28 protein-coding genes are annotated in these 25,216 nt (G+C 67.8%); 13 read left to right on the top strand and 15 right to left on the bottom strand.

The window, feature by feature from the left end; translation table 11 throughout:
* Positions 1-99: 99 nt before the first annotated feature.
* The gene (gene prfH / locus LGN19_RS12185; RefSeq protein WP_226214867.1) at positions 100-714 is read right to left on the bottom strand and encodes a peptide chain release factor H; all 615 of its coding nucleotides are present in this window, start codon (positions 712-714) and stop codon (positions 100-102) included.
* Complete coding sequence (locus LGN19_RS12180; RefSeq protein WP_226214866.1) at positions 708-1,847, bottom strand: RNA ligase RtcB family protein; 1,140 nt, start codon at positions 1,845-1,847, stop codon at positions 708-710. The genes prfH and LGN19_RS12180 overlap by 7 nt, the downstream gene beginning before the upstream one ends.
* A 734-nt stretch (positions 1,848-2,581) precedes the next feature.
* On the opposite strand from LGN19_RS12180, the gene LGN19_RS12175 reads away from it, so the two are divergent.
* Positions 2,582-3,451, top strand: coding sequence for an RNA ligase family protein (locus tag LGN19_RS12175; RefSeq protein ID WP_226214864.1), 870 nt, complete (start codon positions 2,582-2,584; stop codon positions 3,449-3,451).
* 41 nt (positions 3,452-3,492) lie between these two features.
* Complete coding sequence (locus tag LGN19_RS12170; RefSeq protein WP_226214862.1) at positions 3,493-4,626, top strand: AAA family ATPase; 1,134 nt, start codon at positions 3,493-3,495, stop codon at positions 4,624-4,626.
* A gap of 60 nt (positions 4,627-4,686) precedes the next feature.
* Here the strand turns inward: LGN19_RS12170 and LGN19_RS12165 are convergent, their stop codons facing one another.
* Complete coding sequence (locus LGN19_RS12165; protein WP_226214859.1) at positions 4,687-5,370, bottom strand: hypothetical protein; 684 nt, start codon at positions 5,368-5,370, stop codon at positions 4,687-4,689.
* A 14-nt stretch (positions 5,371-5,384) separates the two neighbouring features.
* Positions 5,385-6,017: a 5-formyltetrahydrofolate cyclo-ligase gene (locus LGN19_RS12160; RefSeq protein ID WP_226214857.1), complete on the bottom strand. Its 633-nt coding sequence runs from the start codon at positions 6,015-6,017 to the stop codon at positions 5,385-5,387.
* 237 nt (positions 6,018-6,254) lie between these two features.
* Between LGN19_RS12160 and LGN19_RS12155 the strand changes: the two genes are divergently transcribed.
* From LGN19_RS12155 to LGN19_RS12135, 6 genes are all read left to right on the top strand, one after another.
* The gene (locus tag LGN19_RS12155; RefSeq protein WP_122945404.1) at positions 6,255-7,181 is read left to right on the top strand and encodes a LysR family transcriptional regulator; all 927 of its coding nucleotides are present in this window, start codon (positions 6,255-6,257) and stop codon (positions 7,179-7,181) included.
* A 278-nt stretch (positions 7,182-7,459) separates the two neighbouring features.
* Positions 7,460-8,716 (top strand): MFS transporter, encoded by a 1,257-nt coding sequence (locus LGN19_RS12150; RefSeq protein ID WP_226214855.1) that lies wholly within the window; start codon positions 7,460-7,462, stop codon positions 8,714-8,716.
* A gap of 275 nt (positions 8,717-8,991) precedes the next feature.
* Positions 8,992-10,092, top strand: coding sequence for an NAD(P)H-dependent flavin oxidoreductase (locus LGN19_RS12145; RefSeq protein ID WP_226214853.1), 1,101 nt, complete (start codon positions 8,992-8,994; stop codon positions 10,090-10,092).
* A gap of 195 nt (positions 10,093-10,287) precedes the next feature.
* Positions 10,288-10,659, top strand: a complete 372-nt coding sequence (locus tag LGN19_RS12140) for a GFA family protein (protein ID WP_226214851.1) — start codon at positions 10,288-10,290, stop codon at positions 10,657-10,659.
* Positions 10,656-10,784 (top strand): hypothetical protein, encoded by a 129-nt coding sequence (locus LGN19_RS39565; RefSeq protein ID WP_264173017.1) that lies wholly within the window; start codon positions 10,656-10,658, stop codon positions 10,782-10,784. The genes LGN19_RS12140 and LGN19_RS39565 overlap by 4 nt, the downstream gene beginning before the upstream one ends.
* A 124-nt stretch (positions 10,785-10,908) precedes the next feature.
* Positions 10,909-11,364, top strand: a complete 456-nt coding sequence (locus tag LGN19_RS12135) for a MarR family winged helix-turn-helix transcriptional regulator (protein ID WP_122945408.1) — start codon at positions 10,909-10,911, stop codon at positions 11,362-11,364.
* 48 nt (positions 11,365-11,412) lie between these two features.
* On the opposite strand, the gene LGN19_RS12130 is transcribed toward LGN19_RS12135, so the two are convergent.
* From LGN19_RS12130 to LGN19_RS12120, 3 genes are all read right to left on the bottom strand, one after another.
* The gene (locus tag LGN19_RS12130; RefSeq protein WP_175016994.1) at positions 11,413-12,129 is read right to left on the bottom strand and encodes a GNAT family N-acetyltransferase; all 717 of its coding nucleotides are present in this window, start codon (positions 12,127-12,129) and stop codon (positions 11,413-11,415) included.
* A gap of 91 nt (positions 12,130-12,220) precedes the next feature.
* Entirely contained in the window at positions 12,221-13,606 is a 1,386-nt protein-coding gene (locus tag LGN19_RS12125) for an ATP-binding protein (RefSeq protein WP_226214849.1), read from the bottom strand.
* Positions 13,603-14,268, bottom strand: a complete 666-nt coding sequence (locus LGN19_RS12120) for a response regulator transcription factor (protein ID WP_122945411.1) — start codon at positions 14,266-14,268, stop codon at positions 13,603-13,605. The genes LGN19_RS12125 and LGN19_RS12120 overlap by 4 nt, the downstream gene beginning before the upstream one ends.
* 293 nt (positions 14,269-14,561) lie before the next feature.
* On the opposite strand from LGN19_RS12120, the gene LGN19_RS12115 reads away from it, so the two are divergent.
* Together LGN19_RS12115 and LGN19_RS12110 are read left to right on the top strand one after the other, a co-directional pair.
* Positions 14,562-15,089 carry a DedA family protein gene (locus tag LGN19_RS12115; protein ID WP_175016997.1) on the top strand — a complete coding sequence of 176 codons (528 nt, stop codon included), beginning with the start codon at positions 14,562-14,564 and terminating at the stop codon, positions 15,087-15,089.
* A gap of 43 nt (positions 15,090-15,132) precedes the next feature.
* Positions 15,133-15,780, top strand: coding sequence for a class I SAM-dependent methyltransferase (locus tag LGN19_RS12110; RefSeq protein WP_226214847.1), 648 nt, complete (start codon positions 15,133-15,135; stop codon positions 15,778-15,780).
* Here LGN19_RS12110 and LGN19_RS12105 read toward each other — a convergent pair.
* The 5 genes from LGN19_RS12105 to LGN19_RS12085 all read right to left on the bottom strand — a co-directional run bounded on the left by LGN19_RS12105 (position 15,774) and on the right by LGN19_RS12085 (position 18,125).
* Entirely contained in the window at positions 15,774-16,103 is a 330-nt protein-coding gene (locus tag LGN19_RS12105) for a DUF4148 domain-containing protein (protein WP_175984817.1), read from the bottom strand. The two genes, LGN19_RS12110 and LGN19_RS12105, sit on opposite strands and share 7 nt — an antisense overlap.
* A gap of 74 nt (positions 16,104-16,177) precedes the next feature.
* Complete coding sequence (locus tag LGN19_RS12100; protein WP_122945414.1) at positions 16,178-16,507, bottom strand: DUF4148 domain-containing protein; 330 nt, start codon at positions 16,505-16,507, stop codon at positions 16,178-16,180.
* Positions 16,508-16,568: 61 nt separating this feature from the next.
* Positions 16,569-16,898, bottom strand: coding sequence for a DUF4148 domain-containing protein (locus LGN19_RS12095; protein ID WP_413227205.1), 330 nt, complete (start codon positions 16,896-16,898; stop codon positions 16,569-16,571).
* A 67-nt stretch (positions 16,899-16,965) separates the two neighbouring features.
* Entirely contained in the window at positions 16,966-17,385 is a 420-nt protein-coding gene (locus tag LGN19_RS12090; protein ID WP_226214844.1) for an organic hydroperoxide resistance protein, read from the bottom strand.
* 275 nt (positions 17,386-17,660) lie between these two features.
* The gene (locus tag LGN19_RS12085; protein WP_175984815.1) at positions 17,661-18,125 is read right to left on the bottom strand and encodes a RidA family protein; all 465 of its coding nucleotides are present in this window, start codon (positions 18,123-18,125) and stop codon (positions 17,661-17,663) included.
* Positions 18,126-18,338: 213 nt separating this feature from the next.
* Between LGN19_RS12085 and LGN19_RS12080 the strand changes: the two genes are divergently transcribed.
* Positions 18,339-19,304 (top strand): LysR family transcriptional regulator, encoded by a 966-nt coding sequence (locus tag LGN19_RS12080; protein WP_226214842.1) that lies wholly within the window; start codon positions 18,339-18,341, stop codon positions 19,302-19,304.
* Between the two features lie 31 nt (positions 19,305-19,335).
* Here LGN19_RS12080 and LGN19_RS12075 read toward each other — a convergent pair whose 3' ends face one another.
* A complete protein-coding gene (locus LGN19_RS12075) occupies positions 19,336-20,043 on the bottom strand; it encodes an SDR family NAD(P)-dependent oxidoreductase (RefSeq protein ID WP_122945417.1) in 708 nt (235 codons plus the stop codon).
* 306 nt (positions 20,044-20,349) lie between these two features.
* The gene (locus tag LGN19_RS12070) at positions 20,350-21,267 is read right to left on the bottom strand and encodes an AraC family transcriptional regulator (protein WP_175017005.1); all 918 of its coding nucleotides are present in this window, start codon (positions 21,265-21,267) and stop codon (positions 20,350-20,352) included.
* A gap of 138 nt (positions 21,268-21,405) precedes the next feature.
* On the opposite strand from LGN19_RS12070, the gene LGN19_RS12065 reads away from it, so the two are divergent.
* The gene (locus LGN19_RS12065) at positions 21,406-22,371 is read left to right on the top strand and encodes an SDR family NAD(P)-dependent oxidoreductase (RefSeq protein ID WP_226214840.1); all 966 of its coding nucleotides are present in this window, start codon (positions 21,406-21,408) and stop codon (positions 22,369-22,371) included.
* A gap of 398 nt (positions 22,372-22,769) precedes the next feature.
* Here LGN19_RS12065 and LGN19_RS12060 read toward each other — a convergent pair whose 3' ends face one another.
* Entirely contained in the window at positions 22,770-23,606 is an 837-nt protein-coding gene (locus LGN19_RS12060) for an AraC family transcriptional regulator (RefSeq protein ID WP_174959436.1), read from the bottom strand.
* A 163-nt stretch (positions 23,607-23,769) separates the two neighbouring features.
* Between LGN19_RS12060 and LGN19_RS12055 the strand changes: the two genes are divergently transcribed.
* A complete protein-coding gene (locus tag LGN19_RS12055) occupies positions 23,770-25,209 on the top strand; it encodes an efflux transporter outer membrane subunit (RefSeq protein ID WP_226214839.1) in 1,440 nt (479 codons plus the stop codon).
* Positions 25,210-25,216: the final 7 nt, after the last annotated feature.

Below are 25,216 nucleotides of genomic sequence, written 5' to 3'. Positions count from 1 at the left end.
GAACCGGTTACGCTTGCACGCTGCCGGCGGGCCGGGAAAACCATGAGCGCCGTTGCGTGACCGCCGGCGCAACAGCCGCCGGCGGCCAGGCGCTCATGCTCAGTCAGCCGGCACGAACGCCGCCCCGTAAAACACGCGCACGGGGTTGCCGCGCTCCAGCGCAAAGTGCTGCATTCGCCGTTGCCGGCGCGCATCGGACGCATGACGGTCGGCTTCCTGCTGCAATCGCACCTGCAGCAACTGCAGCGCCAGGCGCTTGTTCGCGTGCTGGCTGCGCTCGCTTTCCACACGCACCGACAGGCCGGTCGCAACATGGGTCGCACGAATCGCGGAGCTCGTCTTGTTCACGTGCTGGCCGCCCGGCCCGCGTGCGCGCATCGCTTCGAACCGCACGTCGCCATCCGGCAGCGGCTGCGCGTCGGCACAGCGCGTGACGCCGATGAACCAGTTCTTGCGCGGATGGCGCAACCGGTACGGGCTTGCGCAAATCCATTGCAGCGTGCCCGTCCAGCGCTCGGCAAGCGCCTGCGCGCCATCGCCGTCGAGATCGAGCAGCGCCGAGCGCAGCGTGCCGGGCCGCTCGCCCGGCTGCGCATCGAGCACCGTCACGACGACGCGCTGCGCGTCGGCTTCCGCCTGCAGGCGCCGCAACGCATTGGCCGCAGCGAGCTGGCACTCCAGCGGGCCGTGCGCTGAAGAAATCTGCATCAGCATCGGTCAGCCTCCGCGGACGTCTTGTAGGTCAGCACCGGCGCGAGCCGCGCGAGCTTGCGCAGCAGGCCGGCCGCCTCGAGCGCGTCGACGACGCTGTCGATCGGCTTGTAGGCCTGCGGCGCTTCCTCGTACAGCAGTTCGCGGTCTTCGCAGATCACGTGGCTGCCGAGCGGCGTGCGCGTGAGCTGCGACGGCGTGAAGCGCCGTTCGAGGCGCCCCTTGCAATCGCCGCGCGCCCACTTGCGGCCCGCACCGTGCGCCAGCGACGCAAGGCTGGCCGTATCGTCGGGCCGCACCGGCGCAACGAGGTAGCTGTAGTCGCCGCGCGACCCGGGAATGACGACCGGCCCTGCATCGGCCGGCGTCGCACCTTTGCGATGCAGCCAGCCCGGCTCGCCGCCGACGTTCGCGCGGCTTACCAGGTTGTGGTTCACGTCGAGCACGCACTGGCCGTCGGTACGCCAGCGCGCCAGCATGCGCCGCGCGATCAGGTCGCGATTCGCGACCGCATAACGCAACGCCGCATCATGACGCGCGAGGTACGCGGTGCAGGCGGCATCGGTGTCGTCGAGACCGTTGTAGCCGTGCTCGCGCATGTGCTGCTCGAGGATCGACTGGCCGAAGCCGCGCGACCCGCTGTGCACCAGCAGCAGCAGGCGGTCGCGGTCGAGACCGAGCACCTGGACGGCATCGGCGTCGTACACCGCGTCGATCCGCTGTGCCTCCGCGAAATGATTGCCGCTGCCGAGCGACGCCGCGAACGCGTGATCCGCGAACCCGGCGGCCGCAATGCACGGCTGCCAGCTGGCATCCGGCGTGGCGTCGATCGAGCCGAGCCGGCTCGCGAGCTTCGACGCGCTGACGCGCCGCGCATCGAGCGCGGTTTGCCACAGCGCCATCCCGCAGCCGATATCGCCGCCGATCAGCGCCGGATACAGCTGGCCTGTCGAGAAGAACGCAGCGCCGACCGGGTAGCCGCGTCCAGGATGAAGATCGGGCATGCCGGCGACGCGCCGCATGCCGGGGAGGGTGGCAGCGTGTTCGAGCTGCCGGATCGCCTCACCTTCGATCCAGGTGGTGGCACAAGCGCACAGCGTGATGTGCTTGGCCAGGTATTGCATGGAATTGCCCATGGAGGTTTCCGTTCGATGAAAAAGTAGAACGGCGGGCCATGGCGCAGGCAGCGCAACCATGCGCTGCCCGACATCGGAAGTCGGGAAGAGGGCGGCACGACCGGATCGGAACGACCCGGCTCATCGCCGTGACGGCGATGTGTGGTGCTGCTTGGCGTGAACGATGAAACGAACGGACGCGAAAAACCCGAACTACGACCCGCGACGGGAGGAGTGTTGGCGTGACGTCATGATTTTTTTCTCCTTGCGAGTGAGGGGTTGATCGGAATGGCGGCGACTCTAGCATGCCCGCGACGGGCGCAGCAAGCGGGCAGCGCCGCGTTGCCCATCGAATCATCGCCCGATGTGGTGAAAAACACACAAATAGGAATCCGGATCATTTCCGTATCGATCGGGCGCCAAGCACGCCTCAGCAGGCATCCGGCGCTTGCAGACGGCCGCAACGGATGCCTCCCGCCACGCTTGACAGCGCAAAAGCCGTTTCGTAGCATCCGCCTGCTTCATCCCTGAACCCTCATCGAATCGGTGATCCAAGTGCCCGCAAACATTCGTCCCTTCGCCTGATACGCCGACGACTGCCGTCCCGGCCGCGTGTCGTCCTGCCCGTTTCCGTCTGCCTCGCGGCGCCGGAACGTCGATCGCAGGAACGCGCCCGGACCCGCACTGACACCGCAACGCACACCCCATCGTTCGTTCACGTCGTCGGCTTTTTCCCCTGTTTCCGGAGAAAGACCATGACGCTGGATTTTCGCGCCTACGCGCAATCGCTCGACCTTGCCCGCTACCCGCGCACGCCGCATCTCGAAGGCTCGCGCCTGCAGGACGGCGACGAAGGTCACGACCACGTTCCCTATCGCACCCTCGCGGGCGCCCATCTCGTCGTCGAGGAAAAGCTCGACGGCGCGAACACGGGCATCAGCTTCAGCCCGGCCGGTGATCTGCTGCTGCAGTCGCGCGGCCACTACCTGGCCGGCGGCGGCCGCGAGCGGCAGTTCGGTTTCGTGAAGACCTGGGCCGCCGCCCACGCCGGCTGGCTGCTCGATCGCCTCGGCGATCGCTACGTGATGTACGGCGAGACGATGAGCAAGAAACACACGGTGTTCTACGACGCGCTGCCGCATCACTTCTTCGAATTCGACGTGTTCGACCGCACGACGGGCCGCTTCCTGTCGACGCCTGCGCGTCGCGCGCTGCTCGCCGACGGGCCCGTGCTGTCGGTGCCCGTGCTGTACGAAGGCATCGCGCCGGCGCGGCTCGCCGACCTGAAGGCATGGCTCGGCCCGTCGCTCGCGAAGACACCAAACTGGCGTCGCGCGTTCGAGGAAACGGTGCGGCGGCAGGGGCTCGACCTCGCCCGCGCATGGCAGCAGTGCGACCAGTCGGAGCGCTCCGAAGGGCTCTACGTGAAGGTCGAGACGGACGACACGACGACCGCGCGCCTGAAGTGGGTGCGCCACGATTTCGTGCAGGCCATTCTCGAATCGGCGCGCCACCACTCGGAGCAGCCGTTCATCCCGAACCTGCTCGCGCCGGATGTCGACCTGTATGCGCCGCGCCCGACGGTAACGTGGGCATCGATCCCCGCTGCGCAACCGAACCCATGAATGCGGAACGGTCGATCGCCGTTTCGAGAGGAGTCTTGATCATGAAGTACGAACAACTGCAGGCACTCGTGCCTGCGCCCGGCCGGCAGCCGGACTATCGTGCGTGCCTCGCGGCGTTTCCCGCGCTCGAACACGCGAAGACGACCCCGCAGGCGCCTGCGCACCACGGCGAAGGCGATGTGTGGACGCATACGATGATGGTGATCGATGCGCTGCTTGCGCTGCCCGGGTACCAGGCCGCGTCGCGCGCGGATCAGGAGATCGTGTTCCTGGCCGCGCTGCTGCATGACATCGCCAAGTACAGCACGACGGTCGTCGATCCCGTCACCGGTGCGATCGGCCATCCCGGCCACTCGCGCAAGGGCGCGATCGATGCACGGATCGCGCTGTGGGATGCCGGCGTGCCGTTCGCGGTGCGCGAAGCGATCTGCCGGATGATCGCCGTACACCAGGTGCCGTTCTTCGCGATGAGCGGGTCGCGCCGCGGCACGCCCGAGTTCATCGCACGTGAGCTGTCGTGGCAGGTCAGCCTGCCGCTGCTGTGCCTGCTCGCCGAAGCCGACATGCGCGGGCGTATCTGCGACGACACGCAGCGCGTGCTCGACAACATCGAACTGTTGCGCGAACTGGCGCGGGAAGAGGGCTGTTACGGCCAGCCACGCGCGTTCGCCGATGCGCACACGGCGCTCAGCTACTTTCGCGGCGCGGACGTGCATCCCGACTATCCGCTGTTCCGCACGCCGGGCTCGCAGGTCATCGTGATGTCGGGCCTGCCCGCGTCGGGCAAGAACACGTGGGTTGCGCGGCATCATCCGGCTCTGCCGGTCGTGTCGTTTGACGATGCACGCGACGCATTGGGGCTGCGCCACGGCCAGAACGAGGGCGCGGTCGCGCACCATGCGGTCGACGCCGCGAAGGCGTTGTTGCGCGAACAGAAACCATTCGTGTGGAACGCGACGAACCTGTCGCCGCTAATGCGCAAGAAGACGCTCGACCTGCTGTTTGCGTACGGCGCCGACGTGACGCTCGTCTACCTCGAACAGCCGCGCGCGGAACTGCTGCGTCGCAACGCGCGGCGCGACACGTCGCTGACGAATCGCGCGCTCGAGGCGATGCTGCTGCGCTGGGATCTGCCGCTGCCTACCGAAGCGCACGCGGTGCGGTACGAAGTCTGATGCGACACCGTCACCACACGAGCCGGTACACCGCACGTCATCGCGGCGTACCGGCTCGCTTCATTTGAGCGCCGGATTCTGCTGCGTCGCGCAGGCGCGCAACGCGGTGACGAGATCGGTCTTGCCCAGCTTGTCGAACAGGTCGGCCATCTCCATCTGCGCGACCGGATCGCCTTCGCGGGCCGCGCGCCAGCGCAGCGACGCGATCATTCCGCTCATGCCCTCGCCGGGCGTTTCGCCGTCGTAGCCCGACATTGCCTGCAAGACATCCGCGAGCTTGTTGTAGCCGGCCGGCACGTGATGAACGAGCAGCCACGCAATCGCAGGCTGCGCACCTTCCCAATCCTCGTCGTCGAGCGAACTGCTCGCCAGACGCGCGGCCGCGCGCCACGAACCGAGCGATGCCGCCTTCGCATACGCGATGTCGGCGTCGCGGCCGCGCGGCGACGGCGCCGCGTCAAACGCGGCCTGGGCTTCGGCCGATGGCGGCGGCAACGAGAGCTTCGTGCACTGGAACGCACCCGCATCGGGCGCGTTGCCGGGCTGGCCGGCCCAGCGCGCCTGGTCCTTCAGCGCGCGATCGAGCGTGGGCCGCACGTCGCTTTCCTTCATCGACGCGAACACCCAGTCGGTACGGACATGACGCGCCGCGTCCCAGTCGCTTTCGGCGAAGGCGTGTTGGGCGAAGGCCAGGCAGGTCGCCACGCAGCCGATTCGGAACATCGTACGGGCAGGGGATTTCATCCTGGATTCCGGTCTCAACTCGCTACGATGATGAAGGTGGTGAGCGCGATCGGGAACAGGGCGAGGCCGAGCAGGCCCAGCGCGCCATCGGCCGCCATCGCGATCGGCGACAACGCCAGCTTGGCGCCGTGGCCGACAGCCGTCAGCTTGTCCGTCACCGTGACATGGTAAGGACGATTGAACGCCTGCGGGACCGACGAAGGCGTGACATCGTTCGGCAGATAGCGCTTGCCGCTGATCGTGCCTTTCGACGCCAGGTAGCCACTCTCCTGCTTGAAACCGTCCGCGAGCGCACGCTCACGCACGTCGGAGCCGGTTGGCGCATCCGAGTAATCCAGCCTCATCGCGTATCGACCGGTGATCGTGTCGCCGTGCGTCTCGAAACCGTTGAACGCCGTGTGGATCTTGGGACGATAGGGCGCGGTGAGTACCGTCGCGAGGCCCGGCGGCATCTCGAAGATGTAGTGATACTTCTGGCCGAGCACGACGAGTTGCTTGCCGTCTGCGGTAATCAGGAAGGTCGACAAGGTTTCGTCGTATTTCGAATCCTCCATCCACGCCTTGGTGACGGGACCGAAATCGGCGCAGCCGGCGAGCATGCCGGACGCTGCCGCGGCGGGCAGCGCGAGAAATGTTCTTCTTTTCATGAGTGCTGTTATGGATGTTGTTCGTTATTCAGCGGAACCGCTTGAATGTCGGACGCTGCGTTCGAGGAACGCGGCACCCTGACGGCCGGTCATGCGGTTACTTCGCCTGCGCATTGTAGGGCCAAAACCGCACGTGCAGTGTCCCCCGGGCAAGGCACCGCGCCGGCGTGCGGTAGACTGGTCGCTCGCTTGCCTGCCGCCCATCACACGACCGTTCGCACCCAGCCCACACAGACCATGGATCGAATCGATGCGATGAAGGTGTTCGTCGCCACGCTGGACGAGGGCAGCCTCGCGGGCGCGGGCCGCAAGCTCGGCCGGTCGCCGGCGGCGGTCAGTCGCGCGATTGCGTTCCTTGAAGAACACACGGGCACCGCGCTGCTGTACCGCACGACCCGGACGATCCGGCTGAGCGAGGCCGGCGAACGCTATGCGGCCGCGTGCCGCCGCATCCTGTCCGATCTCGAGGAAGCCGACATGCTGGTCGCCGATGAACGCTCGGCGCCGCGCGGCCTGTTGACGGTCACCGCACCCGTCGCCGCGGGCGAAGACGTGCTGCGCGCGCTGCTCGACGAATTCATCGAACGCCATCCGGCCGTGTCGATCCGCCTGCAGTTGCTCGACCGCCCCGTCAGCCTGATCGACGAAGGGATGGACGTCGCGCTGCGGATCGCGCACCTGACCGATTCGACGCTGGTCGCGATTCCGGTCGGCGCGGTGCGGCGGGTCGTCGTGGCATCGCCCGATTACCTGGCGCAGCATCCGGCGATCGAAACACCGGCCGATCTCGCGCAGCACCGGATCATCTCGATGACGCACTTCGGCCTCGACTCGTGGAGCTTTCCGCCCTCCACGCCGTCGGCACTGCCGCAGGTCGTCCCGTTCGCGCCGCGCTTCATCATCAACACGATCCGCGGCGCGGTCGCGTCGGCTGTCGCCGGGCACGGCGTCACGCGGCTCTTTTCGTATCACGTCGCCGAACCGGTACGGGACGGCACGCTGCGGATCGTGCTGCGCGACAGCGAACACGCGCCGTTGCCGATCCATCTCGTCACGCCTTACGGACGCCTTTCGGTGCCGAAGGTGCGCGCCTTCGTCGATTTCGCGGCGCCGCGCCTGCGCGAGCACTTCGCGCGGCTGGCGGCCATCACCGACGGCGATTGAACCGGAATGCGGAAGAATGGCTTTCGCATGACGAGGATTCTCCCGGCATTCGACTCAATCTAGACTTCCTTCAACCGATGGACGTGCCTGGCGTCCGTCCAGCGAATGGAGGTCAACATGCATCAAGCGCTTCCCGCCCCGCCTCGCGCCCGTGCGTTCGGACTGACGCACCGCGTGGTGTCCGCTATCGGCATTGCCCGTTTCGCCTGCGTGCCGTTGCCGGTGATCTTCACCGCGCAGGGCGTTCCCGCACCGATGACCGCGACGGCGAGGGTGCAATGAGCACGATCTCGCATGCATCCGCCGCGGCACTGGCCGAACGGCCCGCCGCCAGCTATGCCGAACGCAACGCGCGCTACTGGCGGCGCAATCTCGCCGTCTGCGTGTTCGGCTCGTTCACGACGCTCGTCAGCCTGAGCATGCTGTTGCCGTTCCTGCCGCTGTACGTGCGGCAGCTCGGCGTCGATACGCAGTCGGCGGTGATCCAGTGGTCGGGCATCGCGTTCGGCGCGACGTTTCTCGGCACGGCCGTCACCGCGCCGCTGTGGGGCCGCCTCGCGGACCGTTTCGGCCGCAAGCCGATGCTCGTGCGCGCGGCGATCGGCATGGCGATCGTGATGTCGCTGATCGGCGTCGCGCACAACGTGGCCGAACTCGTCGCGCTGCGGCTGCTCGCGGGGCTCGTCGGCGGCTATGCGTCGGCGTCGACCGTGATGGTCGGCACCCAGGCGCCGCGCGAACGCGCGGGCTGGGCGCTCGGCATCCTGTCGACCGGCGCGCTCGCGGGCAATCTCGTCGGGCCGCTCGTCGGCGGGCTGCTGCCGGGCTGGCTCGGCATTCGCGGCACGTTCTTCGCCGGTGGCGCGATGATCGCCGTCGCCGCGCTGCTGACGATCTTCGTCGTGAAGGAAGACTTCCACGCGGGCACCGATGCCGGAACGCGCTCCGCGAGCGCGGCGGCCGGCACGCCGCATCGCACGAATCGCGCGGCGGTCGCCGCGCTGCTGGTGACGGCGATGATGGTGCTGCTCGCGAACATGTCGATCGAGCCGATCATCACCGTCTATATCGGCGGCCTCGGCGTGGGTGGCGATCACCTGGCGCGCGTCGCCGGCGTCGTGATGGCGTGTTCGGCGCTCGGCAGCATGCTGACCGCCGCGCGCCTCGGCGCGCTGGCCGACCGGATCGGCAGCTGGAACGTGATCATCGGCTGCCTGCTGCTGACCGCGCTCGCGATGGTGCCGCAGGCGTTCGTCACGCACTGGTGGCAGCTTGGCGCGCTGCGTGTGCTGATGGGCATGACGCTCGCGGGGTTGCTGCCGTCGATCGGCAAGCTCGTGCGGCAATCGGTCGACGAGCGTGCGACCGGGCAGATGCTCGGCTACCTGCAGTCCGCGCAGTTCAGCGGGCAGGTGATCGGCCCGGTGATCGGCGGGCAGATCGGCGTCGCGCTGGGGCTGCATTCGGTGTTCTTCGTGACGGGTGCGCTGTTGGCGGCCTGCGCGGGGCTCGCGCATTGGGCGCGCGGCCGATAGCGGCTGGCCGGCGGATCGCGGGCTGGCGTAGGATGGGCGCAGTTGCGGGGGTGCGCGCCGGGAAGCGGCGGCTGCGTACACGTTCACCGCGCGTCGCGGACGCCGCAGTCGCAGACACCGCACCGCACGGCCGCCCATCGCTTTCGACATGGCTTTCACGTGACCGGTTGCGCGCAAAGCACGACGAACGCGCACCGATCCGCACCCGACTCACGCGTTTCGGCCCCCATCCGGCCGAAGCATTTCGATGACGGATCTTGCAGGAGGCAAGCAACATGAATCAATCGACCGACAACCGGACGCCGTTGCGCGCGCTGGGCATGCGCGCACCGATCGTCCAGGCGCCGATGGCCGGCGTCAGCACGCCGGCGCTGGCGGCCGCCGTGTCGAATGCGGGCGGGCTCGGCTCGCTCGGCGTGGGCGCGACGAACGCCGACGGCGCCCGCAAGATGATCCGCGACACGCGCGCGCTCACCGACCAGCCGTTCAACATCAACGTGTTCTGCCACCGGCCGGCGCACGCCGACGCGGCCGTCGAACGCGCGTGGCTCGACTGGCTCGCGCCGGCATTCCGCGAATACGGCGCGACACCGCCCGCATCGCTGTCGGAGATCTATACGAGTTTCATCGCGGACGACGCGATGCAGGCGATGCTCGTCGAAGAAAAGCCGGCCGTCGTCAGCTTCCACTTCGGCCTGCCGTCCGCGGACGTGATCGCCGCGCTCAAGCGCGCGGGCATCACGCTGTTCGCGGCCGCGACGAATCTCGACGAGGCGCAGCAGATCGCTGCGGCCGGCATCGACGCGATCGTCGCGCAGGGAATCGAAGCGGGCGGGCACCGCGGCGTGTTCGATTCGACCGCGCACGACGATCGGCTCGGCACGTTCGCGCTCACGCGCCTGATCGTGCGCGAATGCGCGCTGCCGGTGATCGCCGCTGGCGGCATCATGGACGGCGAGGGCATCGCCGCCGCGCTCGCGCTCGGCGCGCAGGCCGCCCAGCTCGGCACCGCGTTCGTCGCGTGCCCGGAGACGTCGATCGACGACGGTTATCGCCGCGCGCTGCTTGGCGATGCGGCACGCCGCACGACGTTCACGGCCGCGATCTCCGGCCGGATCGCGCGCGGCATCGCCAACCGGCTGACCGCGCTCGGCGACGACCCGCACGCACCGGCCACGCCCGCTTATCCGATCGCGTACGACGCCGGCAAGGCGCTGCATGCGGCTGCGAAGGCGAAGGGTGAATTCGGCTACGGCGCGCAGTGGGCCGGGCAGGCGGCGCCGCTCGTGCGGTCGCTGCCGGCTGCCGAGCTGTTCGCCGCGCTCGAACGCGAAACGCGGGCGGCGATCGAGCGGATGCAGCACGTGCTGGATTGATCGCACGATTCGCGAGCGGCGGGACGCAAGCACATGCCGGCGATCGGCGAACGCACCCCGATCGCCGCGCCGATACTTCGCCGACCGCCGCCGATTTGCAATGTTCTGTATCTGTACGAACCGCGGATACATCGCGATACAACGCACGTTCGGGCGTCCGCTATAAAGCAGGCATGACCTCTTCTGGAGTGCATCATGTCTGCAACCTGGTTCAAAGGGTCCTGCCATTGCGGGGCCGTCAAATTCGAAGTCCGAACCGCCATTACGCCGGCGGTGCGCTGCAACTGCAGCCTGTGCCGCCGGCGCGGCGCGCTGATGAGCCCGATGTTCGCCGCCAACGAACTGAAGATCGTCGAGGGCGAGGGCGCGCTGACGTGCTATCAGTTCAACACGCGCACGGCCCGTCACTATTTCTGCAGCCATTGCGGCATCTATCCGTTCCATCAGACGCGCAAGGACCCCGCCTGCTGGCGCGTCAATCTTGGCTGTCTCAACGGCATCGACCCGTATGCGCTCGACGCGACGGTCGCCGACGGCGCGAGCCTCTCGGTCGTGGAGGACGCATGAAGCGCTGGCTGATGATCCTGCTGTTCGCAGCAGGCGGGCTCGCGACCGAAATCGCGCATCCGGTGCAATGCACGCTGATGTCGTCCAGTCGCGCGCAGACCGGCAAGCGCCGCAGGGCGGACTGACGGCCCGCCGGCAGGGTCGCGCCACTCCGCCGGTTCATCGAGGCCGATTATCATGCTTACGATAAGATCGCACGCGATATATAATGCGTCTATCTGCGACCGTTCGCGTCGCTGGAGGACGTTCATGAAACCGACCGAAGCACCATCGGCCGCCGCGCCGAAGCTGTCCGAGTTCCTGTGCTTTGCGATCTACTCGGCGAACCTCGCGTTCGGCAAGGCCTACAAGCCGATCCTCGAAGAGCTCGGCCTCACCTATACGCAATACATCACGATCATTGCGCTGTGGGAGCAGGACAACCAGACGGTCGGCCAGCTCGGCGAGAAACTGTTCCTCGAATCCAATACGCTGACGCCGATCCTGAAGAAGCTCGAAGCGATGGGCTACCTGGAGCGGCACCGCGATCCGTCGGACGAACGCCAGGTGCTCGTCAGCCTGACGAAGAGCGGCCGCCGCTTGCGCGAGAAGGGGCTCGACATGAATCTGGTCGAAGCCACCGGGTTGAAGCCGGACGAATTCGCGAAGATGCAGAAGGCGATCGTCACGCTGCGCGGCAACCTGATCCGGTCGACCGACGAATAAACGCCCGGACAACCAGCGGCCGGCACGTGTATCGCGCCGGCCGCATCGTCATGCTTGCGCGTCGCCCAGCACCAGCAAGTGCATCTCGCGGCGGACGACGAAACCAAGGGCGAGATAGCGCTCAATCGCCACCTGGTTCGACGTGAGGACATGCAGGAAAGGCGTATCCGCGCGCGCCTCGATCTCCGCAATCAACGCCCGCATCAGACGTGCCGCCAGCCCTTGCCGCCGGAACGCGGCATCCACGCACACGGCGCTGATCTCCGTATACCCGTCGACCTGCATCCGCTCGCCGGCCATCGCGGCCAGCCGGCCTTCGCTGCGGATGCCGATGTAGTGGCCGAGCTCGAACGTGCGCGGGCCGAACGGGCCGGGCTGCGCGGCCGTGGTCAGCGCGAGCATGTCCGGCACGTCGGCTTCGGCGAGCGTGACATGTCCGGATTCGGGCGCCGGGTCGAGCGTCCCTTGCCAGACCATTTGCAGCAGGTTCGCACGCCGGATCGCCGACAATCCCGCCGGCAGCTCGACCTCGTCCGGCGTGACCAGTGCCGCCGGCCCGTGCGCGGCAATCAGTGCGCGCAACGCGTCGAACGAAGCCGCGCTCGTGTCCTCGATCGCGGCAAACGGTGCGACGGTCGCCGGAAACCGCCATGCACGGTCGTTGCCGAGCGCAAAGCGGCGCTGCCGGCCCGTCAGCGCATTCCACACCACTCGGTCGAGCGGGTGCGCACTGCCTGTCGCGTTTCCGGTCGTTGCATCGGACATCGGCTGCTCCTCGATTGAAGGTGTCGGTGGCACAGCATAGACCGGGAACGGACGGGCAGGGCACGGCGCGTCGCCGACACGGCACGCCGCGCTAGCGCTGCCAGCGCTCCGGATCCACCCAGATCGGGAACGACAGGATCACCGCCAGCCCGTTCCCGCCGATACCGGCCGCCACCTCGACCGACCCACCGTGCGACTCGGCGATGCGCGCGACCAGCGACAGGCCGATGCCGCTGCCCGGCGGGGCCGTACCCGGTACGCGGTAAAAGCGTTCGAAGATCCGCGTGCGCTCGCCGGCCGGTACGCCGGGCCCGTCGTCCGCGATACGCAGCTTGACCCGCGCCCCATCCGTATCGGCAGGGATGTCGCACGTGATCTCGACCCGTCCGCCGTCACGGCCGTAACGCAACGCGTTGTCGAGCAGGTTGCGCACCGCAATCGCGATCTCGTCCAGATCGCCCCAGACGCGCACCGGTTCGACCGCGACCCGCACCGTCTGTCCGCGCGCATGCGCGGCCGCGTCGAAGTCGCTCGCGATCAGCGCAACGAGCCGCGACAGTTCCACCGGCCCATGCTGTTCGGCGCGCGAACCGGCATCCAGCCGCGCCAGTTCGAGCAATTGCCCGGACAGCCGTGTGCTGCGCTCGACGCCCGTGGCGAGCCGACGCAGTGCTTCGTTCTTGTCCGCCAGACTGTTCGCCTGCAACGCCACTTCTGCCTGGGCCGACAACGCCGCGAGCGGCGTGCGCAACTCGTGCGCCGCATCGCCGATGAAACGGCGCTCGGTGTCGACCGCCTGACTCAGCCGCGCGAGCAGCCGATTGAACGACTCGACGAGCGGGCGGAGTTCGCGCGGCAGCGTCACCAGCGGCAACGGCGAGAAATCGAACGCGGCCTTCCGCTGGATCGCCTGCTGGACGTCGCGCACCGGCCCGAACGACCAGCGAATCACCCACCAGATCACGACGCCCAGCATCGCGAGCATCACCGCCGTATTGAACAGGCCGAGTTGCAGCGCGTTGTTCGCCTTCTCCTGCCAGGTCGTGGCCGGGCCGCCGGTCTGTACGTGAATCCGGCCCGCCGGATCCGACAGCGAGTAGACCCGCCAGGTCTCGTCGTGCGCGGCGCCGCGACCGGTGCTCACGCCGTATCCGTCCCGCAGGTCGGCCTTGAGTGCCGGCCCCGGCGCATCCGCGCTGTGCATCACGTTGCGGCCGTCGACCCAGACCTGGAACGCGACGTCGTATTTGCCATACGCAGTGTTCGGCACCACCGCCTGGGCGTTCGCCGCGGGCAGGCGATCGATCGCATCCGGCAACGACAGGAGCAGCAGTTGCGCGGCGCTCTCGAGCATGCTGTCGCGCCAGCCGCGCTGTTCACGCCACAGGCCGATGCCGAGAAACGCCCCCCAGCTCGCCCAGAACACGACGACCGCCGCCATCACGGTCGCGAGCAGGCGCACGCGCAGCGACTTCATGCGGGGCTCTCCCCGACGCGATAGCCGAAGCCGTGCACCGTCACGATCAGTTCGTCGCCGAGCTTGCGCCGGAGTTGATGGATGTACACCGCGATCGTGTTGCTTTCGATTTCGCTGTCGTTGCCGTACACGCGCTCTTCGAGCTGCGTGCGCGTGACGACGCGGCCTTGCCGCTCCATCAGCGCGAGCAGCGTGCGGTATTCGTGAATGCTGAGCGCAACGGGTTCGCCGGCGCGCGTGACGGCCTTGCGCGCCGGATCGACGTGCACGTCGCGGTAGATCAGACGCTCCGACACGCGGCCCTGGCTGCGGCGCGTGAGTGCGCGCAGCCGCGCATAGAGCTCGTCCAGCTGGAACGGCTTCACGAGATAGTCGTCGGCACCTGCGTCGAGGCCGCGGATCCGGTCGCTCAACTGATCGCGCGCGGTCACGATCAATACCGGCGTCGGGTCGTAGTTCGCGCGCATCGCGGCGAGCAGCGTAAAACCGGACGCGCCCGGCAGCTGCAGGTCGAGCAGCACCGCATCGTAGTCGTGGCCGACGAGCGCGAGCCGCGCGGCCGGCACGTCGGCCGACCAGTCCGCGCGCCAGCCGTTCTGCCGGAGGCCGGCACAAACCGCGTCGGCCAGCATGACATCGTCTTCTACCAACAGGATATGCATCGGTTTCGCTCCTCGAATGTCGAGGTCGCCAGCCTGACCGACCGCGATTAAAAACTTCTTAAAGCCTGGGGGCCACGATGCGTGCCATTCGCCGCATTGCCGGTGCAATGCATCTGGCGTTTTCTCGAGAGGCTCGCGATGACCGTGTCACGTCCTTCAATTCCGTTGCTGCAATGCAATGCGGCTCGAAGCGCCACCTTCGCACCGCCCCGGTGCGGGCCATTCTGGCATGGAAGGTCGCGCACGTTGTGCGCGTTGTACGTGTTGCGCGCCCGCCGCGCGGGAGTGGCGCGATGAACCAGCTCGCCACGCTCGTCCCGTTCGGCGTCGCACTCAGCCTGGCCAGCGCCAACAGCATCGCCTGCCTCGTCGGCCTGTCGCTGATCGAACGGCTGATCCCCGTACTGCCGTCCCACGTGCTCCTGACGATGATCGGCGCCGCGAGTGCGCAAGGCGCATGGACACTGCCGGAGGCCATCGTCGTCACGGCGCTCGGCAGCTTCGCGGGCTGCCTGCTGCATTACGCGCTCGGCAACCTGTGGCCGGAAGACAGCGTGCTGACCCTGCTGCGCCGCGTCGCGCCGCTGGGCAGGCTGCAGCCCGCAAGAATGGATGCGCTGATCGACGGCATCCGCACGCGGCCCACGCGGCTCGCACTCTGGTCGCAACTGGTGCCGTTCGTCCGGCTCGTCGCCCCGGCGCTCGCCGGCCTGCTGGAAACGAGCTTCACGCGATTCGCGTCGGGGGCCGCGGCCGGCATCGCGCTATGGAACACGCTGTTCATCACGGCAGGCTACCTGGCCGCGCAAGCGGCCGCCTAGCCGGACATGTCGTTGACCGATCGATCCCGCCTGGAGCCTGCCGATGCGAATCCCTGATTGGATGCTGTTCCTGCGTACCTGGTTGCGCAATCCGCGCCGGGTCGGCGCGCTCGCGCCGTCCGGCCCGGCGCTCGCCGCGCTGATCACCGCCGATATCCCGCACGACGGCGCCACCGTGATCGAACTCGGTGCGGGCACCGGCGTGTTCACGCGTGCGCTGCTTGCGCGCGGCGTCGCGAGCGACCGGCTGGTGCTGGTGGAAGCCGATCCCGCTTTCGCGAACGCGCTGCGACAGCAGTTTCCCGCGTTACGGATCATGCAGATGGATGCCGCGCAACTCGGCATGACGGGCGACTTCTTCGGCGGGGCGCGCGCGGATGCGATCGTGAGCGGGTTGCCGCTCGTCGCGATGCCGGTCGAACAGGCCGTCGCGATCGTTCACTGCGCGTTCGCGCGTCACCTGGCCGCCGATGGCGCGTTCTACCAGTTCACGTATGTGCCGCGCTGCCCGATCCCGGCGCGCTACCTGGAGGCCATGCGCATGCGTGCCGTCCGGGTCGGCGTCGCGTGGATGAACTTTCCGCCCGCCATCGTGTATCGCTTCGAATGCCGGATCGATGCGGCCGGCCATCCATCGCCCGGCGCGCGGCCGCTGCTCGATACGGTTGCGGAAGCAACGACGTCTCAATGACCGAAGTAGATCGAGCGCTCGACGGGCCGAACCGCGCTGCGACTGCCGGACTGCATCGCACCGCCTGCGTCGCTGCCGTAACCGGACGCCTGCGACTCGGCCGCGACTGCATCGTTGTCGTGGACCCGGCGCAGCGCGGCCTGCAGATTGTCCGGATAGTTCGGGTCGTTGGGCCGGTTCGGCAGGTAGCCGGCCTGCTGCAGCGCGGCCAGTTCCGCACGTACCTGCGCACGCGTCACGGTGCTTTCGCCAGCAAACGCCGGCGCAGCAACGGCGGCCGACACGGCAACGAGAAGGGCAGCGATCAGTGGGGTCTTCATCATTCACCTCGACAAGAAAATGGGGATTCAACGGTTGCGCACCACGCGCCGGCAACCGGCGCCGAGCGCGGTTTCGTTCAATGACCGAAGTAGATCGAGCGTTCGGCGATCCGCGTCGCGGGCCGGCTGCCCGACTGCGTCGCGGCGACGGCATCGCCGCCGTAACCGGACGTCGCTGCGTCGGCCACTGCGGTGTCGTTCGTGCGGATGCGCGTCAGGGCGGCCTGCAGATCGTCCGGATAGTGCGGATCGTTCGCGCGGCCCGGCCGATAGCCGGCCTGTTCGAGCTGGACGAGCTCGGCACGCACCTGCGCGCGGGACACGACGGTTGCATCGGCGAACGCCGGTGCGGCAGCGGATGCGGAAACGGCCACGAGAAGGGCGGCGATCAATTGGGTTTTCATCATTTGCCTCGACAGGACAGGGATAGAAAGGAATCAGGGTTCGCGTATCGACGATGCGCCGCGCTCAATGACCGAAATACACCGAGCGGTCGGCCACGCTGACCGCGTGCCGGCGGCCCGATTGCGTTGCCGCATCGCCGTTGCTGCCGTAGCCGGAAGCCTGCTCGGTCCTTGCGACCGCATCGGCCGCATGGATCTGCGTGACTGCCGCCTGGAGATCGTCCGGATAGGTTGCGTCGGTCGCGCGATTCAACGGGTAGCCGGCCTGTTGCAGTTGCGTGAGCTCGGCGCGCACCTGCGCCCGCGTCACGGTGGATTCGCTGGCAAACGCCGGTGCGGCAACAGCGGCCGAAACAGCGACGAGCAGGGCGGAGATCAGTCGGGTATTCATCATTCACCTCGAAAAGAAAGACAAGAAATCGGGCATTCGGCAGGCGGCACTTGGCCGCCCGATGCATCGTTCAAGCGATACGGATGTCGACGTCGATGTTGCCGCGCGTCGCCTTCGAATACGGGCAGGTCTGGTGCGCGGCATCGACGATGCGCTGCGCGACGTCGCGATCGAGCCCCGGCACGCTCACGTTCAGCCGGGCCTGCAGGAAGTAAGCGTTGCCGGCGGTGCCGAGATCCACTTCGGCGTCGACCGCGAGGTCGGCCGGCAGCGTCACCTTCGCGGTACGCGCCGCAAGCTGCATCGCGCCGATGAAGCAGGCCGACCAGCCGGCCGCGAACAGCTGCTCCGGGTTGGTGCCGGTGCCGGCGCTGCCCGGCGACGACAACTGGATGTCGAGGCGGCCGTCGGAACTGCGCGCCGCGCCATCGCGACCGCCCGAAGTCGTATGCGTCTTGCCCGTGTACAGCACTGTTTCGATCTTGCTCATCATTTGCTCCGTCAGTTGGCTGGTTTGTTTCAGATGCGATTCGATCGCATGCGATGGAGTTTCGTCGCGGCGACCACCCATGTCAAGCGCGTTCGATTAAATCGCATGCGATATTTTGTATTTCAATGTATCTGGAACGTGTGCAGCTTTGCCAGACAAGGATTCCCGGCGATCGATCCCTGATATTCGAAGGATCGGCACAATCCACGCATCCGGGCAGGGCGGGCGCAAGCGCCCCCGGAAATGGCTGGCCGCCCCGTGGGGCGGCCGAACCGTCACGCCGGGTCGATCTCGGCGATCACGACGAGGATCACGGCCGCATCGGCCGGCAACTGACGCTGGGAGAATGCCGAGCGCGCGTGGCCCGCCTTGCCGCCCAGCACGGCGGCGAACAGGTCCGACGCGCCGTCGATCACGGCCGGCTGCCCGAAAAAGCCGTCGGCCGAACTCACGTGCCCCTCGACGCGCACGATCTTGCGCAGACGCTCGAACCCGCCCAGGTGCCTGCGGATCTGCGCGAGCACGTTCAGCGCCGCGAGCCGGGCCGCATGCTTGCCTTCGTCGGCACTCAACTGCTCGCCGACGCGGCCGGTATAGGCGATCCTGCCGTCGACGAGCGGCAGCTGTCCCGAGATGAACAGCAGGTTGCCGGCTTCGCTGACGGCCGTATAGCTGCCGAGCGGGTTCGGCGGTTCGGGTAACGCGAGGCCGAGATCGGCCAGTTTCTGTTCGACGGTCATGTCGTGCTCCTTGCGGGAAAAGGGTTCGGGCGATCGGTGCTGCCTGTGAATCACTGTAGTCACGCGGCCGAAGCCGGTAAATGTCGGCGGCGCAATTGATTCACGACGCGGTGTAACGAATCGCGCCATGCGTGCCCGCTGGTTTCCCGCGCGAGATTCATGCACACTCGGCGTCATCGCGCGCCACACGCCGGAGACGGCAGGAATCGCCCCATGCAACGACAATTCGACGATCTGCTGCTGGGCAGCATCGAGCTGTTCTGTCTCGCTGCCGAACTCGGCAGCTTCACGCTGGCGGCCAACGCGGCGAGCGTCACGCCGGCCGCCGTCAGCCGGTCGGTGGCGCGGCTCGAGGAGCGGCTCGGCGTGCGGCTGTTCGTGCGCACGACGCGGCAGATCCGCCTGACCGATTCCGGCCGCCGCTATTTCGAGCAATGCCGCGACGCGCTGTCGCAACTCGTCGACGCGGAGCGCGAGGCGACCGGCCAGCAGGCCACACCCGCCGGCTTGCTGCGGATCAGCATGCCGACACCGTACGGGCACTATCGCGTGCTGCCGCTATTGCCGGCGTTTCGCGAGCGGTATCCCGACGTGCGCGTCGAAACCCACCTGAGCAACCGCAACATCGACTTTGCCGAGGAAGGCTACGATCTCGCGATCCGCGGCAGCGCGCCGGCCGATTCGAACCTGGTCGCACGCAAGCTGGAGGACGCCGAACTCGTGATCGTCGCGACGCCCGGCTATCTGAAGCGAGCAGGCATGCCGACCGCCATCGACGACCTGCATGCGCACGAATGCATCCAGTTCGAGCTGCCGAGCAGCGGGCGGCCGATTCCGTGGCTGTTCAACGATGGATCGGAGGGAATCGATGTCGCCACGACCGGCAGCTACAGTACGTCGGGGGACTACATTGCCGGTGTGACGCTCGCGCGCAGCGGTGCGGGCCTGTTCCAGACCTATCGCTTCATCGTCGAGCAGGATCTGCGTGCCGGCACGCTCGTGGAAGTGTTGCCCGGCCTGGGTGGCCGGTCGCGGCCGTTCATGCTTTTGTATCCGCATGCGCGCTTTCTGTCGTCGCGCGTGCGTGTGTTCGTTGATTTTCTCGTCGAGCATCTGGCACACGCGCCCGCCAGGCCGGTGGCCGCGACACGCGCCAAACGGGCCGGCGCATCGCGATAGACGCGCCGGCTCACGGTTTCGACGCCGCGCCTCAATGTCCGGCGCTCTGGCCGCCGTCGACATGCAGGATCTCGCCCGTGACGAACGGCGCCGAGTCGAGATAGAGGATCGCGTCGACGATGTCGCTCATCTCGCCCATGCGGCCGACCGGATGCAGCGACGCGAGCGTCGCATGGGATTCGGGCGCATGCATCGGCGACTTGATGATGCCGGGCGATACCGCATTCACGCGAATGCCGGCCTTCGCATACTCGATCGCGAGCGACTTCGTCGCCGCATTCAATCCGCCTTTCGTCAGCGACGCGAGCACCGACGGCACGTTGCTGTTCGCGTGATCGATCAGGCTCGTCGTGATGCTGACCACATGGCCGCTGCCGTGCTTCTGCATCGCGGCGATCGCATGCTGCGTGACGTGGAAGAAGCCGCTCAGGTTGACGCTCGTGATCTGCGCGTAGTCGTCCGCGGTGTACTGCGTGAACGGCTTCGCGATGAACACGCCGGCGTTGTTGACGAGCGTGTCGACGCGACCGAAACGTTCGATGGCGGCGTCGACCACGCGCCGCGCGACGGCCGCGTCGCCGATGTCGCCCGCGACGGTGACGAGATCGGGATCGTTCGACGGCCCGATCGAACGCGACGTTGCGACGACGCGATGGCCGCGGGCCCGGAATGCGTTGACCGTTTCCGCGCCGATGCCTTGCGATGCGCCGGTGACGATGATGACTTTGGATGCGCTCATGATATGCCTCGATAGGTGAGTGGTTCTCGGCTTCGGTGCCGACCGGATCGATGAATCCGATGGGCCCACTGTAGGCGCGCCAGCCACGATCTCGAACACCCACCGTGGAGCAACAGTCTTGCGTCGGGGGAACAAATGGGGAGGAGGGAGGCGGCCGGCGCGTGGCACATGCGTGAACCGCGTCACCGGCCGGGATCGCGGGCGGTACGGGGGGCGACGGAAATAGCGTGGCGATCGGGGCGCCGTGCGAACGGCGCTCGATACGCGTGCCGGCTGTCGTCGCTCGCCCCGGGTTGCAGCCGAATTTCAGCCAGCCTGGTCGCTGCCGAGACCGCGATAGGTGCGCGGCGCGCAACCCACGATGCGCTTGAACGCGTGTCCGAACGCGCTATCCGAGTCGTAACCGAGCTGCTGCGCAATCGCCGACACGGACACGTTCGAGCGGCGCAGTTCGCGCATCGCGAGCTGCATCCGCCAGCGCAGCACGTACTCGAGCGGCCCGAATCCCATCCGCCGCTTGAAATGCAGCGCGAACGTCGAACGCGATACATGGCAGCACGCGGCGAGATCGTCGACGGTCCAGCGTCGTGCAGGGGCCGCGTGAATCGCGCTGAGCGCCGCCGTGACCCGCGCATCCCCGAAGGCGGCGAGCCATCCGGTGTTGTCAGGCGCCCCCTCGGTCACGTAGAGCCGAAGGATATGCACCAGCATCATGTGCCCGAGCTGCCTGACCATGAGCGACGCCCCCGGCGACGACGCGCCGAATTCGTGTGCGAGCTGCTGCAACGCCCAGCGCATCACCGCCGCCTGCTCGGACTCGCCGTTCACGACCACCACCGGAGGCAGGCCGCCGAGCAACAGCTGCGCACCGTCTTCGTACGAGAAGCGGCCGCCGATCAGAAAACAATTCGTCGGCTCACCGTAGTGCGCGATGCCGCTCTCGGTATTCACGTACACATCCGCCGCGGCCACCGGCGCGACGGCGGGATCGCTCGCCAGCCAAAACGCGCGAGGCGCCGTGAGCAGAAAGCAATCGCCCGCGCGCAGCCGGACGGGCGGACCGGCACCATCGACCGTCAGCCAGCACGAACCTTCGACGATCGCATTGAACTTGATCCCGTCGGGCGGGGGAATGGCGATCGCCCAGTCTCCGCCGGCGCGCAGGCCAGTGAAATAGGAGTCGCGCGTTTCCAGCAGCGACAGCACCTCCGATAGCGGATCCATGCATCCCTCGGACGATCTCGACGAAAAACCGGATTCTATTGCATTCACAGTCCAGGAACGTCACCCGACAATGAATGCCATGCATCGACGCGGCCGACGAACGGCCGCGCGCGTCATGCATCCCTTCAGGAGTCTTCCATGACGAGTCATCAGATACCCGTGCATTCCGGTTTCAGTGCCGCATCGACTGCCAGCGACGTGCTGGCCGGCCTTGATCTGGGCGGCCAGACCGCGATCGTGACGGGCGGCCATTCGGGCCTGGGCCTCGAAACGACGCGCGCACTCGCGCAGGCGGGTGCGCGCGTCGTCGTCGGTGCACGGGATCCCGAGGCCGCGCGCGCCGCGACGCACGGGCTGAACGGCGTCGAGATTACCGCGCTCGATCTCGCCGATCTGGCCAGCGTCACCGCATTCGCCGCGCGTTTCGTCGACGCACGGCGCGACGTGCACATCGTGATCAACAGCGCGGGCATCATGGCGTGCCCCGAGACGCGCGTCGGCGCTGGCTGGGAAGCGCAGTTCGCGGTCAACCACCTCGGGCACTACGCGCTCGTCAACCGACTGTGGCCCGTGCTCGCTCATGGCCACGGCGCACGCATCGTCGCGGTGTCGTCGCTGGGGCATCGGCTGTCGCCGATCCGCTGGGACGACGTCCAGTTTGCGCACGGCTACGACAAATGGCTCGCATACGGACAGGCCAAGACCGCGAACGCGCTGTTTGCGGTGCAACTCGATGCGCTCGGCGCGCGCAGCGGCGTAAGGGCCTATTCGCTGCATCCGGGCAAGATCGCCACGCCGCTGCAGCGGCATCTGACACACGCGGAAATGATGGCGCAAGGCTGGGTGGACGAGCACGGGGTGCCCATCGATCCGACGTTCAAGACAACCGCACAAGGTGCCGCGACCCAGGTGTGGGCGGCCACGTCGCCGCGCCTGGAGAATCTCGGCGGGGTCTACTGCGAGGACTGCGACATCGCGACCGTGACCACGGGCGACGAGGAAGCAGGGGTGCGACCGCACGCGATCGATCCCGGAGAGGCCGCACGCCTTTGGGCGCTGTCCGCCGAGCTGACCGGCATCGACGTCTTCGCCACGCGGCGCTGAGATTCGCCTGCGTTGCGACGATGCGTGCCATGCCGCAGTCGTTTCACGTTTTTTCCGGTTCGGTTGAGTGGCCGGACCGGGTTTTTCGCAGGGCCTGGTTTCGAGAATGGCGATGCCATTTGGATAACTTTTCTTATCACAATAGCTCTATTAAATATCCAAACTCGCCGTTTCAAAAACGCGTCTGGTGTTCGACTTCCCGGCCCATCCCCGCGTGTTCCTCGATCGATTCGATGGAGGGGAGGGCGACCATACGTTGCGCCCGCATTCAATCCGGCGCGTTCACGCGTACCGGCACGACATCGTCAGCCCGTCGGCCGGTCGCACGGCGGCTGTAGCAACGTCAAGGCAGGTGCTGTACTGGCAGGAGGATAGGGGCGGGGCAAAGCCGCGGCGCGTTATGGCTGCGCGCGCTTCGCGAAGTAATGCGCGGGCGAATCGCCGAACGCGCGACGGAACATTGCGATGAAGTTGCTCGGCGTCGCATAGCCGAGCGCATCGGCGATATCGGCGACGCGCTCGCCATTCGCGAGGCGTTCGAGCGCGTGCGTCAGACGCGCCTGCTGACGCCATTGCGCGAAGCTCGTGCCGGTTTCCGCGACGAACAGCCGGCTCAGCGTGCGGGCGGACAGCCCGGCCCATTCCGCCCACGCTTCGAGCGTGCGGCTGTCGTGCGGCTGCCCGAGGATCCCGTTGGCGATGCGCAGCAGCCGCCGGTCGCGCGGCATCGGCAGGTGCAGCGGCTCGTGTGGCGCGCGACGCATCTCGTCGAGCAGCACGACGCTGATGCGCGCCTGCTCGACATCGAGCCGATCCTGGTCAGCCCACGACACCGCGCGCCGCACGAGCGCGCGCATCAGCTCGGTGATCGCGATCACGCACGGCCGGCCCGGCATCCGCCGGCTCGCGGCCGGTGCGATCACGACGCTCCAGCCGCTCAACGCACCGCTGATGCTGACCTTGTGCTGCTCACCCGGCGGAATCCAGCCCGCGCGATGCGGCGGCAGCAGCCACGAACCGTGCGGCGTGCGCACGTGTGCGAACCCGCTTTCCACGCAGAACACCTGGCCGCGCAGATGACTGTGCCAGTCGACCTCGCGGGTGCCGAGCCGGTACGTATTGCTGCCGTCGTCTTCGCCCCAGACGGCGATCAGCGACGGGCCGTCCTCGCGCTCGCTCGGATCGGAGTCGGCGCGCTGCACGGTGCGCGGGGGAGAAGGGTCTCGGATGGGCATGGCCGGAATTCATTATTTTTTGTCTAAACAACATTATCAGCTTTGTCCGGGAGCGTCCAACAATGCGTGTCATGTTCAAACCGATACGAAGCAGAGGAATGCGATGCATGCAGCACTTGCTCCCTGGACACACCATGCCGGCGCGCGGCGTAGCGTGTCGCGAATGGCAGCCGCCGCGGCGCTCGTCATGCTCGGCGCGTGCGCGAGCCGCGACGGGCTCGCGCCGGCCGGCACGTTGCGCAATGCCGATGCGCTCGCCGCATCGCGCAGCCTCGCGCATGCGCCGGCCGCCGCCTGGCCGGCCGCCAACTGGTGGCGTGCGCTGAACGATGCGCAACTGACTGCCCTGATCGACGAGGCGCTCGCCGGCAACCCCGATCTCGCGACTGCCGATGCGCGCGCCCGCGAAGCGCAGGCGCTGGTAGTCGAGGCGCAGGCCGCGCGGCTGCCGCATCTCGTCGGCCGCGCGAGCGCGAAGGCCGAGCGGCTGTCCGGCACCCAGTTCTCGTCGGGCGAGGGCGGCGGCTTCTTCAGCCACACGCGCGAGATCAATCTCGGCCTGAGCTGGGATCTCGATCTTTGGGGCGGCCGCCGTGCCGCGTGGGAAGCCGCACTCGGCGAAGCGCGCGCCGCGCAGATCGATGCGCAAGCCGCACGCGTGCTGCTGTCGGTGAACGTTGCGCGCGCCTACGTGAATCTCGCGTACGCATTTGATCAGCAGGACGTCGCGCAGGCCGAATACACGCGCGCCGACGAAGCGCTCGTGCTCACGCGCCAGCGCGTCACGAAAGGCATCGACAACGTCGCGCAGCAACGCCAGGCGGAAAGCGAAGTCGCGGCCGCGACGCGCGAGCAGGCCCGCACCGCGCAGGCGATCGACAGCGCGCGCATCGCGCTCGCGATCCTGCTCGGCGCGGGCCCCGATCGCGGCCTCGCGCTCGTCCGTCCCGTGCCGTTGCCTGCCGCCGCGCTCGCGGTGCCGGCCGACCTGCCGGCCGCGCTGCTCGGCCGGCGCGCCGACCTCGTCGCTGCGCGCTGGCGGGTCGAGGCAGCCAGCCGCAATGTCACGGCCGCCCGTGCGGATTTCCTGCCCAACGTCAGTCTCACCGCGCTGATCGGGCTCGCGACGCGCGGCGGCGCATCGCTGTTTCTGGCCGCGTCGCGCACCTACAACGCCAGCCCGGCCGTGAGCCTGCCAATCTTCGACGGCGGCGAACGGCGCGGCGTGCTGCGCAGGCGCGACGCGCAATACGACCTGGCGGTTGCCGGCTACAACAAAGCACTGATCAGGGCGATCGGCGAGGTCGCCGACGATCTGCACCGGCTGCATTCGCTTGCCGTGCAGGCCGATGCGCAGCGGCGTGCGTTCGACTCGGCCACCGATGCGTGGCGGCTCGCGGACGCGCGCTACCGGGCCGGCGTCGGCAGGTATCTCGACGCGCTCGTCGTGCGCCAGCAACTGCTGGTCGCGAGCCGCGAGGTCGCCGCGCTGCGCGCGCAGCGAGCGGACCAGTCACTGCAGCTCGTCGCCGCACTCGGCGGCGGCTTCCGCGCCGAGCCGGAAGACGCCGCGCTCGCCACCACACCTACCCACCATCCCTGACATCGAA

It is taken from the genome of Burkholderia sp. AU30198 (assembly GCF_020419825.1).
Taxonomy (GTDB): Bacteria; Pseudomonadota; Gammaproteobacteria; order Burkholderiales; family Burkholderiaceae; genus Burkholderia.
This window is presented reverse-complemented; position numbering and strand designations above follow the sequence as displayed.

Coding starts and splice junctions, on each gene's coding strand:
- LGN19_RS12120 (WP_122945411.1), bottom strand. CDS start 14,268: ATGCATATCCTGTTGGTAGAAGACGATGTCATGCTGGCCGACGCGGTT.
- LGN19_RS39565 (WP_264173017.1), top strand. CDS start 10,656: ATGAAGCGCTGGCTGATGATCCTGCTGTTCGCAGCAGGCGGGCTCGCG.
- LGN19_RS12155 (WP_122945404.1), top strand. CDS start 6,255: ATGGATCGAATCGATGCGATGAAGGTGTTCGTCGCCACGCTGGACGAG.
- LGN19_RS12070 (WP_175017005.1), bottom strand. CDS start 21,267: ATGGATCCGCTATCGGAGGTGCTGTCGCTGCTGGAAACGCGCGACTCC.
- LGN19_RS12060 (WP_174959436.1), bottom strand. CDS start 23,606: ATGCCCATCCGAGACCCTTCTCCCCCGCGCACCGTGCAGCGCGCCGAC.
- LGN19_RS12055 (WP_226214839.1), top strand. CDS start 23,770: ATGGCAGCCGCCGCGGCGCTCGTCATGCTCGGCGCGTGCGCGAGCCGC.
- LGN19_RS12150 (WP_226214855.1), top strand. CDS start 7,460: ATGAGCACGATCTCGCATGCATCCGCCGCGGCACTGGCCGAACGGCCC.
- LGN19_RS12175 (WP_226214864.1), top strand. CDS start 2,582: ATGACGCTGGATTTTCGCGCCTACGCGCAATCGCTCGACCTTGCCCGC.
- LGN19_RS12180 (WP_226214866.1), bottom strand. CDS start 1,847: ATGGGCAATTCCATGCAATACCTGGCCAAGCACATCACGCTGTGCGCT.
- LGN19_RS12095 (WP_413227205.1), bottom strand. CDS start 16,898: ATGATGAATACCCGACTGATCTCCGCCCTGCTCGTCGCTGTTTCGGCC.
- LGN19_RS12105 (WP_175984817.1), bottom strand. CDS start 16,103: ATGATGAAGACCCCACTGATCGCTGCCCTTCTCGTTGCCGTGTCGGCC.
- LGN19_RS12160 (WP_226214857.1), bottom strand. CDS start 6,017: ATGAAAAGAAGAACATTTCTCGCGCTGCCCGCCGCGGCAGCGTCCGGC.
- LGN19_RS12090 (WP_226214844.1), bottom strand. CDS start 17,385: ATGAGCAAGATCGAAACAGTGCTGTACACGGGCAAGACGCATACGACT.
- LGN19_RS12110 (WP_226214847.1), top strand. CDS start 15,133: ATGCGAATCCCTGATTGGATGCTGTTCCTGCGTACCTGGTTGCGCAAT.
- LGN19_RS12130 (WP_175016994.1), bottom strand. CDS start 12,129: ATGTCCGATGCAACGACCGGAAACGCGACAGGCAGTGCGCACCCGCTC.
- LGN19_RS12100 (WP_122945414.1), bottom strand. CDS start 16,507: ATGATGAAAACCCAATTGATCGCCGCCCTTCTCGTGGCCGTTTCCGCA.
- LGN19_RS12165 (WP_226214859.1), bottom strand. CDS start 5,370: ATGAAATCCCCTGCCCGTACGATGTTCCGAATCGGCTGCGTGGCGACC.
- LGN19_RS12065 (WP_226214840.1), top strand. CDS start 21,406: ATGACGAGTCATCAGATACCCGTGCATTCCGGTTTCAGTGCCGCATCG.
- LGN19_RS12140 (WP_226214851.1), top strand. CDS start 10,288: ATGTCTGCAACCTGGTTCAAAGGGTCCTGCCATTGCGGGGCCGTCAAA.
- LGN19_RS12135 (WP_122945408.1), top strand. CDS start 10,909: ATGAAACCGACCGAAGCACCATCGGCCGCCGCGCCGAAGCTGTCCGAG.
- LGN19_RS12145 (WP_226214853.1), top strand. CDS start 8,992: ATGAATCAATCGACCGACAACCGGACGCCGTTGCGCGCGCTGGGCATG.
- LGN19_RS12080 (WP_226214842.1), top strand. CDS start 18,339: ATGCAACGACAATTCGACGATCTGCTGCTGGGCAGCATCGAGCTGTTC.
- LGN19_RS12075 (WP_122945417.1), bottom strand. CDS start 20,043: ATGAGCGCATCCAAAGTCATCATCGTCACCGGCGCATCGCAAGGCATC.
- LGN19_RS12125 (WP_226214849.1), bottom strand. CDS start 13,606: ATGAAGTCGCTGCGCGTGCGCCTGCTCGCGACCGTGATGGCGGCGGTC.
- LGN19_RS12170 (WP_226214862.1), top strand. CDS start 3,493: ATGAAGTACGAACAACTGCAGGCACTCGTGCCTGCGCCCGGCCGGCAG.
- LGN19_RS12115 (WP_175016997.1), top strand. CDS start 14,562: ATGAACCAGCTCGCCACGCTCGTCCCGTTCGGCGTCGCACTCAGCCTG.
- prfH (WP_226214867.1), bottom strand. CDS start 714: ATGCTGATGCAGATTTCTTCAGCGCACGGCCCGCTGGAGTGCCAGCTC.
- LGN19_RS12085 (WP_175984815.1), bottom strand. CDS start 18,125: ATGACCGTCGAACAGAAACTGGCCGATCTCGGCCTCGCGTTACCCGAA.